Raw genomic sequence first — 13,944 nt, 5'->3', positions numbered from 1 at the left:
GGAGCGGCATTCCGTTATTCGCCAAATTTTTCTTTTTGCAGGCGTTGCATGGCAATCATTTCATCGCGTAGTTTGGCTGCCTGTAAGAAGTCGGTGTCTTTAGCTGCTTGAAGCATTTTTTCTTTAGTGGCTTCAATAGATTTTTGCAACTGTTCTTTATTCATGTATTGAACAATAGGCTCGGCAGCAACTGTTACGGTTTCTTCTTCTTCGCTTTCGAGATATTTTACAGGGTCTCTACGAATATCGAGTACGCCTGTTTGCTTCATTATTTCTTCTTTGCTTTTAAATACGGTTTCTGGAGTAATGCCATTTGCTTCGTTGTATGCAATCTGTTTTTCTCTCCTGCGCTGGGTTTCGTCTATAGTAAGCTGCATGCTGTTGGTAATGGTATCTGCATACATAATTACCAAGCCATTTGCGTTGCGGGCGGCTCTTCCGGCAGTTTGAATAAGAGAGCGTTTGTTGCGTAAGAAACCTTCTTTATCGGCATCTAAGATGGCTACTAACGATACTTCAGGAAGGTCTAAGCCTTCTCTAAGTAAGTTTACGCCAATGAGTACATCAAATTTTCCAAGCCTTAAATCGCGTATAATTTCAATTCGGTCTAAAGTATCTACTTCGCTATGAATATAGCGGCAGTTAATGTTGAAGCGTGTTAGGAATTTGGTAAGCTCTTCAGCCATTCGTTTGGTAATAGTGGTAACTAAAACGCGCTCTTTAGCAGTAATGCGTTTATGAATTTCTTCCATTAAGTCATCCATTTGGTTTAGGCTCGGACGTACTTCAATTGGAGGGTCGAGCAGACCTGTGGGGCGCACTACTTGCTCCACAATAATGCCACCGGATTGTTCTAACTCGTATTCGCCCGGAGTGGCGCTTACATAAACAAGCTGTGTATTGATGGCTTGAAATTCATCGAAGTTGAGTGGGCGGTTATCCATTGCCGATGGTAGGCGGAAGCCGTGTTCAACTAAGGTCATTTTGCGCTGTTTATCGCCACCGCTCATGCCTCTTACTTGCGGAATGGTAACGTGGCTTTCATCAATTATCATTAAAAAATCTTCGGGGAAATAATCGAGCAGGCAGTATGGGCGGGTGCCGGGGAGCCTACGGTCTAAATAGCGCGAATAGTTTTCTATACCGCTGCAATAGCCGAGTTCGCGCATCATTTCCATATCGAATTCCACGCGCTCTTTAAGGCGTGCAGCTTCTATATGTTTTCCAATTTCTTTGTAGTAATGAACTTGTGCATCGAGGTCAAGTTTTATTTCATTCAATACAAGTTTTAGTAAGTCGCGCGAAGTTACATACATGTTTGCCGGGAAAATGGCCACGTTTGCAGGGCGGCCAAGTGTGCGCCCGGTGGTAGGGTCGAAACTTTCTACCATTTCAATTTCATCGCCAAAGAATGTAATGCGGTAGGCATAATCGGCATAGGGCAATACAATTTCTACGGTGTCGCCTTTTACGCGGAAGGTGCCGCGGTTTAATTCTATATCGCTGCGGGAGTATAATGCATTTACCAAGTGGTGGAGTAAGGTGTTGCGCGAAATTTTTAGCCCTTCGTGAATGCGCACAATTCCACTTTCGAAATCTATGGGATTGCCCATACCATAAATGCAACTTACCGATGCCACTACTATAATATCGCGCCTGCCCGAAAGTAGCGATGCTGTGGTGCTTAGCCGGAGTTTATCTATTTCTTCATTTATAGAGAGGTCTTTTTCTATAAATGTATCGGAGGATGGAATATAGGCTTCGGGTTGGTAGTAATCGTAGTACGATACAAAATACTCTACGGCATTTTCCGGAAAGAACTGTTTGAACTCGCCATACAATTGGCTTACCAAAGTTTTATTGTGCGAAAGTATAAGCGTGGGGCGGTTTGCTTGGGCAATTACGTTGGCCATTGTAAAGGTTTTTCCGGAGCCGGTAACGCCTAAAAGCACTTGGTGTTTTTCACCGGATTGCACACCTTCGGTAAGCTGCTCAATTGCTTGAGGTTGGTCGCCCGATGGTTTGTATTTGGTGTGCAATTTAAATTCCATAAACAGTGGTTTTAGATTTCGCGCAACAGCAGTTGCAAGGTAGTGCGCGATAGTTGGCGGAGCAAAATATCTTTTCCGCTGGTAAGTTTATTTACAATGCTTTCGTTGTAATGGCGGATGGTGAGCAGTGTAAGGTTTTCGTTTCTTGTAATGGAGAAATCGTTTGAAAGTTCTTCTATTACATTGTCTATTTTTTCGCGTTTAAAATCTACTGCCACACTAAAACTGATGGCTTGGTTTTGCATCATATTGATGCGCAGGCGGTGTTCGGCAAATTTGGTAAAGAGAATGCTTAAATGGTCTTCTGCTATAAAGGAAAAATCTTTTACGGTGAAGGATAGCAGTACCTGCTGTTTCTTTTTAATAATTACAGGCGGCAGGAAATTACTGTTGGCATTGGCGCTAATAACAGAGCCGCGTTTAGCGGAGTTTACAAAGGAGCGAACTTCGAGCGGGATATTTTTATTCTGTATGGGTTTAATGGTTTTTGGGTGTATTACGCTTGCGCCATAGTAAGTCATTTCTATGGCTTCGTGGTAGGAGAGTTCGCTAATAAATTGTGCTTCGGGAAATTCTTTTGGGTCGGCATTCATAATTCCTTCTACATCTTTCCAAACGGTCATACGCTCTGCATTGAGTGCGTAGGAAAAAATGGCAGCGGTGTAATCGGAACCTTCGCGCCCTAAAGTGGTGGTGAAATCTTCGGGTGTGCAACCTACAAAACCTTGTGTGATAATGAAACCTTGCTGTGTGAGGAGTTGTACTTTTTCGGGAATGGCTTTTTCGGTTTTGCGCCAGTCTATTTTTCCTTCGGTATAAGCATTGTCTGTAAACACGCAGTCTTTGGCATCGAGCAGGGTGTTTTTTAAACCTTCTTTGTTGGCAAAATGGCTTACAATGGTGGTAGAAATATATTCGCCAATGCTTACTACTTGGTCGTAAATAAAGTTGTAATGACGCGAATTGTTGTGTGATAAAAATTCAGCCGTTTTATCTGTAATTAGTTTCACGGCATTGATTACTTCTTCTTTTTGGGTGTCAAACAATTCGTTGATGATGGCAAGGTGTTTTTCGAAAACAGTATGGAGCAGGTTTTTCCATTCTTCGTTTCCTGCATAATAGGTGTTGATTACGGCTTCTAAATCGTTGGTGGTTTTTCCCATAGCAGAGATAACAACTACCTTGTTGTTTCCGGGATTTTCGCCCAGGATTTTAATTACATTTCTTACTGCTGCGGCATCTTTTACCGATGCTCCTCCAAATTTGTAAACGTTCATTGTTGTTGTGAAATTTATGATTGCTTGCTGTTGTTTTTTAATAATTTGAATTGCCAATATAGTTTGCAATGGTTTCTTTACTCATACGGCAGTTAATCCATTGTGCATCGAATTCTACGCCTATTTTTTTATAGAATTCAATGGCTGGTGTATTCCACTCCAATACTTGCCAGCGAATTTGGTTTACACCTTGCTGGTGAGCTTTTTTTAAAACGTTGTGAATAAGCTGCTTGCCAATGCCGGAACGCCTTTGGCTTTGTGTAACCACAATATCGTCTAAGTACAAAATTTTTCCTTTCCAAGTTGAGTAAGCAGTATAGTAAAGTGCAATGCCTACAACTGTATGGTTTATGGTAGCTACAAAGGCTTTGTAAATAGAGTTTGTGCCAAAGCCGTCTTCGAGCATCATGGCTTCGGAATTTATTACGGCTTCGGGTTCGCGCTCATAAGCTGCCAGTTCCTTAATTAGCAGCAGCATGGCGGGTACATCTTCTTTAGTTGCTTCTCTTATAGTTATACTCATAAAATGGAGGTGCAAAAGTAATAGCGGCAGCCAAAGATGAAAGTTGTTTTTACTATTTTGTTTGATGGGCAATTGTTATTTATTGTTGGTGTGGAGGCGCTGGCTTGCCTTGTTTTTTATGTAGGCATAAATGTGTTTAAAGATTTTGCATGTTGCGTTTGTATTTTTACTTTAGAAGCGCAGTTAATATTTCAAATTAAAGTGGGTGTATATGCAGGCTGTTTATATCTTAATCGCCATTCCTTTTTTCTTATTAAGCATTGCAGTTGAATACTGGCTTGGTAAACGGAAACATTTAAAGTTGTATCGCTTAAACGATACGGTAAACAATTTGCTCATTGGCATTGGGCAGCAGGTTTTTAATTTGTTTAGCAAGGTGTTGCTGTTGGGCTTGTTTGTTCTTATTTATGATAATATTCGGCTTATTAGTATTCCTACAACTTGGTGGAGTATTTTGCTGTGTGTGGTAGTGTATGATTTTATTTTTTATTGGGCACACAGATGGGGGCACGAGGTGAATTTATTCTGGGGAGCGCATGTGGTTCACCACCAAAGCGAGGAGTACAATTTGAGTGTGGCATTGCGCCAGTCGTGGTTTCATAATTTGTTGGCGTTTTTTCTGTTTTTGCCTTTGCCGCTATTGGGTTTTTCGCCTCTAACTTTTGGTGCTGCTGCTGCGATACAAACTATTGGGCAGTTTTGGATTCACACAAAAATGGTTGGTAAATTGCCTCGTTGGTTTGAGTTTGTGTTTAATACGCCTTCGCACCATAGAGTGCACCATTCGCGCGATCCAAAGTATATTGATAAAAACCACGGTGGCATTTTTATTATTTGGGATAGAATGTTTGGAACTTTTAAAGAGGAAGAAGTTGCCAATGAAATTACTTACGGTATTACCACTCCGCTAAAAAGTTGGAATCCCCTTTGGGCTAATGTACATTACTATGTTGAACTTTGGAATAAGGCAACCGGCTTTACTTCATTTAAAGATAAAGTAAGAATTTTGTTTGCTAAACCGGGTTGGCAGCCTGAAAATGCAGGTGGTTTTCAAGCGCCAGCTGAAGTAGATAAAGCTACTTATACTAAGTACAATAAAGATGTGGCTACCAATTTAAGGTGGTATGCAGCTATTCAATTTGCTGTTGTGTTGTGCGGCTCGGTAACATTTATGTATCATTTCGAAAATGTATCTATTTTTTACAGACTGGTTTTTACGAGTGTAATTTTTAGCTCTATGCTAATTATTGGAGGTATTTTCGAAGGTAAAAAATGGATTTGGACAGCAGAGTATTTGCGTGTAACGGCTATAGTTTTAAGCCTAAATACCTACTATTGGTATTGGCATATAAACTGGTTTAGTGTAATGCTCGGAATATCGGTGGCCGCAGGAATTACTTGTGTAATATGGCTTACGGTTCATTATATTTTAAACCGCGATTATTACGTTAAGGCGCTGTAGTGCGTTTACAGTTTTCCGTTTGCTTTTTTCCATTCCACTTCGGCAACCAAGTAATCGTGCAGTGCCGTAAAGTAAAGTACCTCGGCATCTTTTAGTACATTTTCTGCATCCAATACTTCTTGGTAGGTAGCAAAAGCATTTTCGTAACGTACTTTTACATCGCTTAAAATTTCTTCGGCAAGTGCCATGTTTTGTTCTTGAACTTTTACGTTTCGAGCCGTATTGGCAAGGCTTAATGCCGAAGATTGCAGTTGGTAGTTTACAGTTTGTTCAATTTGGCGTAGGTTGTTGTTGCTCTTTTTTAATTGTAGTTTTTGCTGCTGTACCAAGGTGGCCTTTTGTAAACCATCGAATATCGGCATAGCCAAACGTAAACCAACATACGAAACCTGGTTCCATTTTGAAGCAAACACATTAGCATCGTTTGAGAATCCTTGCCCGCCTACATAACCGAAAAATGAGATGCCGGGTGCATATTGCAAATTTATTTTGCGTATTTGCCAATGGTTGAGTTGCGCCTGCTGTTGCTCGATTTTATATTCAATGCGCGATGAAAAAACGGTTGAATTTTCTGCTAATTGAATTACAGTATCGGTATTAAAGTGTAGCGGAAGTTTATCTGCAATTTCTAATTTTTGATTTAGCGGGAAGCCAATTTGCTGCATTAGTGCCAAGGTTGATTGCTGGAGCAAATCGGTTGCCAATTGCTGTTGGTACATAGCTTGCTGCCAGTTTAAATAAGCTCGGTTTACATCGGTTTTGGTAGCATGTTGGTTGTTGAATTTTACTTGGGCTTCTTGGTGTATTTTTTGATTGCGCTCAGCAGTTTTATTGGCTTTTTCTACTTTTTTGGCATTGAGTTGGGCATTGTAATACGCCTTGGTAACATTGGCTTTTAGTTCAATTGTAGCTTGCTGTATTTGATACTCGCTCAGCAGCTTTCCCTCTTTGCTGTAAAGAATATCGCCAATGGTTCCGGCATCAATAATAGGTTGTGAGAAATCCAATCCTGCGGAGGAGTTGTATTTTACTCCAAATTTTATGTCTTTGAATTCTCCGGGTTTGCCGCCAAAAAACTCTGCGGGAATTTGATTTACCGCTAGGTTTAAATTGTTTCTGTATTCTGCGTTGCCATTTACTTTGGGCAGGTATTTGGTAATACTTTCAAAATGGCGCGATGCTGCCAGTTGCCTGTCTATTTTATTGTTTTGAAAGCTTGGTGCTTGCTGCATGGCATACGCAATGGCTTGCTCTAATGTAAACGACTGTTGTGCGCAAAGCGCAATATTTATAGCAATGGAAAGGAGTAGCAGAAAGCAGTGTTTCATGAATGAAAATTTTGGCAAAGGAAAAGAATATGTAGGTTCATAGAAAGCAATTGCTGTGAGTTGAAAGAAAGTAAGGTTAAGCCGAAAACCAAGAAACTGCCATCACGATATTTTCGACCATATAGCTTGGTTGTTCATAGTTTGCAAATATGTATGAAGCGCAGTGTTTTCGGGTTGTTGGAGCATTGGGTCTGTTTCAATAATTGTAGTGGCTGCTTGGCGTGCAGCTTCGAGTAGTGCAGTGTCTTGAACCAGGTCGGCAATTTTTAGTGCAATATCGCCACTTTGGCGGGTACCGTCAATTTCGCCAGGTCCGCGCAGGCGCAAATCTTCTTCTGCAATTACAAATCCATCGTTGGTATGGCACATTACTTTTAGCCGCTGCTGTGCGGTATGGCTTATTTTTTCGTTGGTCATTAAAATGCAAAAAGATTGTTCGGCTCCTCTGCCAACTCTGCCACGCAATTGGTGTAGTTGCGATAAGCCAAAGCGCTCTGCATTTTCAATAATCATTACCGATGCATTGGGCACATTCACGCCCACCTCTATTACGGTGGTGGCAACCATAATATCGGTTTCGCCACGTACAAAACGCTGCATTTCGTAGTCTTTAGTGGCGGGTGGCATTTTGCCGTGTACCACACTCACGGCATATTCGGGTAGCGGGAACCAACGCGAAACAGATTCAAATCCCTCCATCAGGCTTTTCAAATCCATTTCTTCGTTTTCTTCAATAAGTGGAAACACAACATAAATCTGCCTGCCTTTGGCAATTTCTTCTTTTAAAAAATTGAATACGGCTGTGCGCGAATTTTCTGTTCGGTGTACGGTTTTTACGGGTTTTCTGCCGGGTGGCAATTCATTGATTACACTCACATCTAAATCGCCATAAACCGTCATGGCGAGTGTGCGAGGAATGGGGGTTGCCGTCATTACCAATACATGTGGCGGCTGTATATTTTTTGCCCATAGCTTTGCACGTTGTGCCACACCAAATCGGTGTTGCTCATCAATAATAGCCATGCCTAGGTTGTTGAATTGAACGGTATCTTCCAGCAGTGCATGTGTGCCAATAGCTATTTGAAAAGTTCCTTCTTTAAGATTGGCGAGTATGGCTTTGCGTGCAGCGGTTTTGGTACTTCCTGTAAGTAAAGCCACATGAATGCCAAGTGGCTTTAGCAAGGCGGCAATGCCTTCGTAATGTTGGCTTGCCAAAATTTCGGTGGGTGCTAGCAGGCATGCTTGGAAACCATTATCCAACGCCATGAGCATGGTAATAAGTGCCACCATGGTTTTGCCGCTGCCAACATCGCCTTGCAGCAGGCGGTTCATTTGTTTTCCGCTTAAAGTATCGCGCCTTATTTCTTTAAGCACTCTTTCTTGTGCGCCCGTAAGTTTAAATGGCAAATGCTGTGTGTAAAAATTATTGAAGAACTTACCGAGCGAGGGAAATACAAAGCCTTTGGAGCTTGCAATCCGCACCGATTTTTGCTTTTGCAATTTGAGTTGAAGCAAAAAAAGCTCCTCGAATTTTAAACGCTGCTTTGCGGCAAAGAGTATGCTTTCGTTGGTTGGGTAGTGTATGTTTTTATAGGCTGCGAAGCGGCTAAGCAGTTTTTGGGCATGCAGTATAGGAGACGGTAAAAATTCCGGCAAATCGTTTTCTGAAAGTTGGGTTACTAATTGCTGCGTTAGTTTTTGAATTCCTTTAGAATCTAAGTAGCGCTTGCGCAAGGTTTCGGTAGAAGAGTAAACGGGTTGTAGTCCTTTTCCTGCTTCGTTGGGCGCTTGTTGTTGCAATGGTTCAATATCCGGATGCGGAATATTGAAAGTGTTTTTAAATAGTTGCGGCTTGCCAAAAATTAAATACGGCACGTTTGGGTTAATGGTTTTTAGTATCCAATCTACGCTTTGAAACCATACTAAATCTATGCTTCCGCTGGCATCGGTAAACTTGGCAACCAATCTTTTGGCACGTTTGTCGCCCACAATTTTGGCATGGCTTATAGTACCTTTCAGTTGAATAAACTGAGTGTGCTCGGTAATATCGGCAATACGGTTAATTACAGAGCGGTCTATGTATCTAAAAGGAAAAAAATCTAATAAATCGCCACAGGTATGAATGTTTAAATGCTTGCGCAGTATTTCTCCGCGTTGCGGACCTACACCTTTTAGGTATTCAATGGCTGAAGAAAGAAATACACTTTTCATGATTATTCATATCGCAGCGCTTCTACCGGATCTAAGTTAGAAGCTTTAATTGCCGGATACAGGCCGGCTGCAAGTCCAACAATAAAGGTAAACACAATGCCGGATAACACCCAAACCCATGGAAACACAAAGCCGCTTTGCGTAATTAAACTTACCACATTGCCCAGCATAACGCCAACTATAATGCCAATTACGCCTCCAATTTGGCAAATAACAATGGCTTCGGTAAGAAACTGTATTCTAATAATGCGCTTGGTTGCTCCAATGGCCTTGCTGATACCAATTTCGCGTGTGCGTTCATTTACGCTTACAAGCATAATATTCATCAGTCCAATACCTGCACTCAGCAGGGTTAGAATACCAATAATAATGGTGGCATATTTTACAGATTTCAGTTGGTCTAATATTTTATTGGCAAGGCGTTCGCTTTTGGCAATTTCAAAATCGTTTTCATCGGCCACGTTTAGCTTTCGGATATTGCGCATGGCGCCAATGGCTTCGTCTATGGCTATGTCTAATTCTTCGGTGCTTTGGGTCATTACGTTTACAATAAAATTGGCATTTTCTGAAGGATAGAATCTTCGTGCGGTGGGGTAGGGAAGCAGTATTTGGTTATCGGTGCCGCCCTGGCTGGAACCTTTGGCTGCCTGTAATCCAATAATGCGAACTTTGTTGCTGCCGAGGCTAATGAATTCACCAATAATATTGTCTCCGGGTCTAAATACTTTTGCAATTACATCTTTTCCTACAATGGCTACTAATTGCCCGTTTTCTACTTCTGCTTTAGTGAAATTTCTGCCTTTGCCAATGTTTAAACCGCTCACTTTTAAATAATTTTCGTCCACACCCCACACGCGCACATTGGGATTGGTTTTGTACGATTCGTGCTTAACGGTTACGCTGCCTTGTGCCATCCATGAGAGCGAAATGGTGGCAGGATATTTGAATGTCTTGGCAAACTGCACGGCCTGCTGCGGAGAAATATATGGGTTTTCTGCTTTTTCTCTTTTGCCTCCTTCTTTTGGTCCGCCACCTCTTTTAATAAAACCTTCGTTTCTAATTCCAAAAGTATTGCTACCCATTTGTTTAAAATTTTGAATCATACTTTCTTTTATGCCGTCGGTGGCAGTGAGTATGCCAATGAGTGCCATTATTCCAAACGAAATAATAAGCAGCGTAAGCACCGTTCTAAGCATATTGCTTTGAATAGAGCGGAGCGCCAAGCGGATATTTTCGTGTAAATTCAAAATTGAGAATTAAATAAAGAGGTGTAAGGCGGCAGTTAAAATCTTAAATGCTTTACGGTAGCACCATTATTGATGAGTTGCTTAATTGAATCTATGCCAATACGCAAATGCTCATCTACATAGTTTTTGGTAACGCTGCTGTCGCTGGCATCGGTTTTTACACCTTCGGGAATCATGGGTTGGTCGCTTACCAGCAGCAATGCACCTGCCGGAATTTCGTTTTTAAAGGCGGTGATAAAGACGGTAGCAGTTTCCATATCTATAGCCATTGCTCTAATTTCGCGCAGGTAGTCTTTAAACTTTTCGTCCCATTCCCACACCCTTCGGTTGGTAGTGTAAACAGTACCGGTCCAATAGTCTTTTTCGTGTTCGCGAATGGTGGTTGAAATAGCCTTTTGCAACGCAAAGGCAGGCAATGCAGGCACTTCGCTGGGAAAATAATCGTGCCCGGTTCCTTCGCCTCTTATGGCTGCAATGGGAAGTATTAAATCTCCAATTTCATTTTTCTTTTTTAGTCCGCCACATTTGCCTAAAAATAATACGGCTTTGGGTGCAATGGCAGAAAGTAAATCCATGATAGTGGCTGCATTGGGGCTGCCCATGCCAAAGTTAATAATGGTAATGCCATCGGCAGTGGCACATTGCATGGGGCGGTCTTCGCCAATAATTTTTACATCATGCCAGAGTGCAAACTTTTTTACATAATTATTGAAATTGGTGAGCAGGATATATTGTCCAAAATCTGCCAATTCCATACCGGTATAGCGTGGCAGCCAATTGTTTACTATTTCTTCTTTAGTTTTCATTTTTATGTATTGAAGTAAATCGAAGGTAATACAAACAAGTTGTGTGCCGTTTGGGTTGTAAACGCTTTTTTAAAAAAGTGAAGGAAGAAAGCTACAATGCTTCTTCGTATAACCTTTTAAAATCTTCGCGGCTTACAGGCTTAGGATTATTGGGGTGTGCAAAATCTGCAAAGGCAAGGTCTGCCAATGTTTCTATATGTTCTTGCTTTACACCAATATCGCGCAGCTTATGCGGTATGCCAACTTTGGTATTTAATTCAAACAAGTAGTTTACTACAGCTTCGCCTGTGTGTTCTTGCAAGCCAATGGTTTGTGCCATGCGTGCAAAACGGTCTTCAAATCCTGCAATATTAAATTGCATACCATAAGGAATATTTACGGCATTTGCCAAGCCGTGATGGGTGTCTAGCAAACTCGAAAGCGGATGCGCCAAAGAGTGTACCACGCCCAGCCCTTTTTGGAAGGCAATAGCGCCCATCATGGAGCCTAAAAGCATATCGGCACGGCTTTGTGGAGTAGGATTGTTTACCGCTTGCTCCAATGCTCCGGCAATAAGTTTCATACCTTCTAATGCTATTCCATCGCAAATGGGGTGATAGTTTTTGGCAAGGAATGCTTCCATGTTGTGTGTGAGTGCATCCATACCGGTGGCAGCGGTAATAAAAGGAGGTAGTTCGTATGTAAGTTCAGGGTCGGCAAAAACTACTTTAGCCAAGAGTTTGGGCGAAAAAAGAATCTTCTTTTGGTGGGTTTCGTCATCGGCAATAATGGCGCTTCTGCCCACTTCGCTTCCTGTGCCCGAAGTGGTTGGTATGGTAATAAAATGTGGCACATCGTTGGTTACATACACATCGCCACCAATTAAATCATCGTATTTAAAAAGCTCTTCGCGGTGGTTTACGCGCAACACAATGGCACGCGCCACATCCAGCGCTGCGCCTCCGCCCACGCCAATAATACAGTCGCTGTTGGTTTGGTCAAAAGCATCGGTACCGTTATACACATCGCTTTTTACAGGATTTTTGTGAATGTTGTGAAACACCTCGGGCTTAAAACCTTGTGCCGTAAGGTTTTCTACTATTTTTTTAAAGAAAGAAAGTTGAGCCACATTGGGGTCGGTAACCAATAGCGGCTTGCTCAATTTATGGGTAGAAAGGTAAGCAGGAAGCTCGTTTACTGCACCTGCTCCAAAACGAATAACTGTTGGGAAATTAAATTGCCTTATCATGTTTTCTAATTGAAATTTTAGATAGCAAGAATAATACAATCCGTGCAAGTAGAAACGAGAAAGCAATTTTCTTTTTTTGGGGAGCTTACCCAGCATTTACGGCTTTTATAGCATTAACCCTAGATTGTTTAATAAGTTGAATGATGTCCATAAAGCGATGGTTCATTACTTATTTCTATATGCACGAATTATGTTTTTTTCAGTCGTGCTTATCTTTTGGAGTCGGTTTTCTGCCATTACTGCTAACTACTAAATGCCCGAAAACATGCTTGGGAATATATTCGTTCATTCGTTTATCTTTGCTGCGTTTATGAGTGATTCTTTGTATAATAATGAAGTAGCTTTTGAGCTTCAACCCAAAAAGATTGATGAAGCAAGACAAGGCGAAACGCTCACTTTAGAGCGCCCGCAGCATGTAATTTCTAACGGAAAGAAATTTTACATAGAAAGTTATGGCTGCCAAATGAATTTTTCGGACAGCGAAGTGGTGGCTTCTATTTTGGCAGGTGCCGGTTTCGATTCTACTTCAGATTTTTACGAAGCCGATTTAATTTTAATAAACACTTGCGCCATCCGCGATAATGCCGAGCAGCGTATTCGCCATCGCTTACAGCACTTAAATGCAGTTAAGAAAAAGAAGAAAGCCTCATTGGTGGGCGTGTTGGGTTGCATGGCAGAACGCTTGAAAGACAAGTTTCTGGAAGAAGAAAAAATAGTAGATATTGTTTGCGGACCCGATGCCTACCGCGCACTTCCGAGCATGGTAGAAGAAGCCGAAACAGGACAAAAAGCCGTAAACGTATTGCTTAGCCGCGAAGAAACTTATGCCGAAATAAATCCCGTTCGTTTAAACTCCAATGGCGTGTCGGCATTTATTTCCATTATGCGCGGTTGCGATAATATGTGTGCATTTTGCGTAGTGCCGTTTACACGCGGCAGGGAGCGGAGCCGCAACTGGAAAAGTATTGTAAACGAAGCAAAAGAACTATACGAGCGCGGCTACCGCGAAGTAACCCTGCTGGGGCAAAACGTAAACTCCTATAGATTTAGCGAAGACGAAAAACTGGTAGGAAAAAAATTGGTAGATGCCAAGTACGATGAGCGCGTAGTAAATTTTGCCAAGCTATTGGAATTGGTAGCTCAATTAGCACCGGACTTACGTATTCGCTACAGCACTTCGCACCCAAAAGATATGACAGATGATGTGTTGCACGTAATGGCAAAATATCCAAACATCTGCAAATACATTCACCTTCCGGTGCAAAGTGGCAGCAGTCGCGTATTAGATGCCATGAATAGAACCTACGATAGGAGTTGGTATTTAAACCGCATTGCCGCCATTCGCAATATACTGCCCGATGCCGCTATTTCAACCGATATTATAGCAGGTTTTTGCAGCGAAACCGAAGATGAACACCAAGAAACACTCAGCCTAATGGATGAAGTGAAATACGAAATGGCATATATGTTCTTTTACAGCGAGCGCCCGGGCACCGTGGCAGCCAAAAAATTTAAAGACGATATTCCTGAAGATGTTAAAAAACGAAGGTTGCAGGAAATTGTAGATATGCAAATGAAGCATTCGCTTATTCGAAATCAACAAGATGTTGGCAAAACCTACGAAGTGCTGGCAGAAGGGGTCTCGCACCGCAGTAGCGAGCACTTGTTTGGAAGAAATACGCAAAACAAAGTAGTGATATTTCCCAAAGGCAATATTCAAATTGGCACATACGTGCAAGTAAAAGTTACCGAATGCACAGCCGCCACGCTTAAAGGCGAAGTTGTTTCATAGTTTAATAAATCAAACCTAC

General features: G+C 41.8%; 10 protein-coding genes. 2 read left to right on the top strand and 8 right to left on the bottom strand.

What is annotated here, in order from left to right:
- Nucleotides 1-14 precede the first annotated feature (14 nt).
- From uvrB to KF872_05740, 3 genes are read right to left on the bottom strand one after another with little or no spacing between them, the layout of a single operon-like run.
- Entirely contained in the window at nucleotides 15-2,057 is a 2,043-nt protein-coding gene (uvrB, locus tag KF872_05750) for an excinuclease ABC subunit UvrB (protein MBX2903044.1), read from the bottom strand.
- Nucleotides 2,058-2,062: 5 nt separating this feature from the next.
- A complete protein-coding gene (locus KF872_05745) occupies nucleotides 2,063-3,328 on the bottom strand; it encodes an aspartate kinase (protein MBX2903043.1) in 1,266 nt (421 codons plus the stop codon).
- Nucleotides 3,329-3,365: 37 nt separating this feature from the next.
- Entirely contained in the window at nucleotides 3,366-3,851 is a 486-nt protein-coding gene (locus KF872_05740; protein MBX2903042.1) for a GNAT family N-acetyltransferase, read from the bottom strand.
- Between the two features lie 211 nt (nucleotides 3,852-4,062).
- Here KF872_05740 and KF872_05735 point away from each other — a divergent pair, with 211 nt between their 5' ends.
- Complete coding sequence (locus KF872_05735) at nucleotides 4,063-5,313, top strand: sterol desaturase family protein (GenBank protein MBX2903041.1); 1,251 nt, start codon at nucleotides 4,063-4,065, stop codon at nucleotides 5,311-5,313.
- A gap of 5 nt (nucleotides 5,314-5,318) precedes the next feature.
- On the opposite strand, the gene KF872_05730 is transcribed toward KF872_05735, so the two are convergent.
- The 5 genes from KF872_05730 to KF872_05710 form a co-directional block, all read right to left on the bottom strand.
- Nucleotides 5,319-6,641: a TolC family protein gene (locus tag KF872_05730; protein MBX2903040.1), complete on the bottom strand. Its 1,323-nt coding sequence runs from the start codon at nucleotides 6,639-6,641 to the stop codon at nucleotides 5,319-5,321.
- Nucleotides 6,642-6,743: 102 nt separating this feature from the next.
- A complete protein-coding gene (gene recG / locus KF872_05725; protein ID MBX2903039.1) occupies nucleotides 6,744-8,852 on the bottom strand; it encodes an ATP-dependent DNA helicase RecG in 2,109 nt (702 codons plus the stop codon).
- Between the two features lie 2 nt (nucleotides 8,853-8,854).
- A complete protein-coding gene (locus KF872_05720) occupies nucleotides 8,855-10,099 on the bottom strand; it encodes an ABC transporter permease (GenBank protein MBX2903038.1) in 1,245 nt (414 codons plus the stop codon).
- Between the two features lie 35 nt (nucleotides 10,100-10,134).
- Nucleotides 10,135-10,905: an AMP nucleosidase gene (locus KF872_05715; protein ID MBX2903037.1), complete on the bottom strand. Its 771-nt coding sequence runs from the start codon at nucleotides 10,903-10,905 to the stop codon at nucleotides 10,135-10,137.
- 91 nt (nucleotides 10,906-10,996) lie between these two features.
- A complete protein-coding gene (locus KF872_05710; protein ID MBX2903036.1) occupies nucleotides 10,997-12,229 on the bottom strand; it encodes an iron-containing alcohol dehydrogenase in 1,233 nt (410 codons plus the stop codon).
- 214 nt (nucleotides 12,230-12,443) lie between these two features.
- Between KF872_05710 and miaB the strand changes: the two genes are divergently transcribed.
- Complete coding sequence (gene miaB / locus KF872_05705; protein ID MBX2903035.1) at nucleotides 12,444-13,925, top strand: tRNA (N6-isopentenyl adenosine(37)-C2)-methylthiotransferase MiaB; 1,482 nt, start codon at nucleotides 12,444-12,446, stop codon at nucleotides 13,923-13,925.
- Nucleotides 13,926-13,944 lie beyond the last annotated feature (19 nt).

This window comes from Chitinophagales bacterium (genome assembly GCA_019638515.1).
In the GTDB taxonomy this organism is placed as follows: domain Bacteria; phylum Bacteroidota; class Bacteroidia; order Chitinophagales; family LD1; genus UBA7692.
This window is presented reverse-complemented; position numbering and strand designations above follow the sequence as displayed.

What these genes read in the sequence shown, in the direction of transcription:
- KF872_05715 (MBX2903037.1), bottom strand. Translation starts at nt 10,905, where the DNA reads ATGAAAACTAAAGAAGAAATAGTAAACAATTGGCTGCCACGCTATACC.
- KF872_05745 (MBX2903043.1), bottom strand. Translation starts at nt 3,328, where the DNA reads ATGAACGTTTACAAATTTGGAGGAGCATCGGTAAAAGATGCCGCAGCA.
- recG (MBX2903039.1), bottom strand. Translation starts at nt 8,852, where the DNA reads ATGAAAAGTGTATTTCTTTCTTCAGCCATTGAATACCTAAAAGGTGTA.
- KF872_05740 (MBX2903042.1), bottom strand. Translation starts at nt 3,851, where the DNA reads ATGAGTATAACTATAAGAGAAGCAACTAAAGAAGATGTACCCGCCATG.
- KF872_05730 (MBX2903040.1), bottom strand. Translation starts at nt 6,641, where the DNA reads ATGAAACACTGCTTTCTGCTACTCCTTTCCATTGCTATAAATATTGCG.
- KF872_05735 (MBX2903041.1), top strand. Translation starts at nt 4,063, where the DNA reads ATGCAGGCTGTTTATATCTTAATCGCCATTCCTTTTTTCTTATTAAGC.
- KF872_05710 (MBX2903036.1), bottom strand. Translation starts at nt 12,229, where the DNA reads ATGCTGGGTAAGCTCCCCAAAAAAAGAAAATTGCTTTCTCGTTTCTAC.
- miaB (MBX2903035.1), top strand. Translation starts at nt 12,444, where the DNA reads ATGAGTGATTCTTTGTATAATAATGAAGTAGCTTTTGAGCTTCAACCC.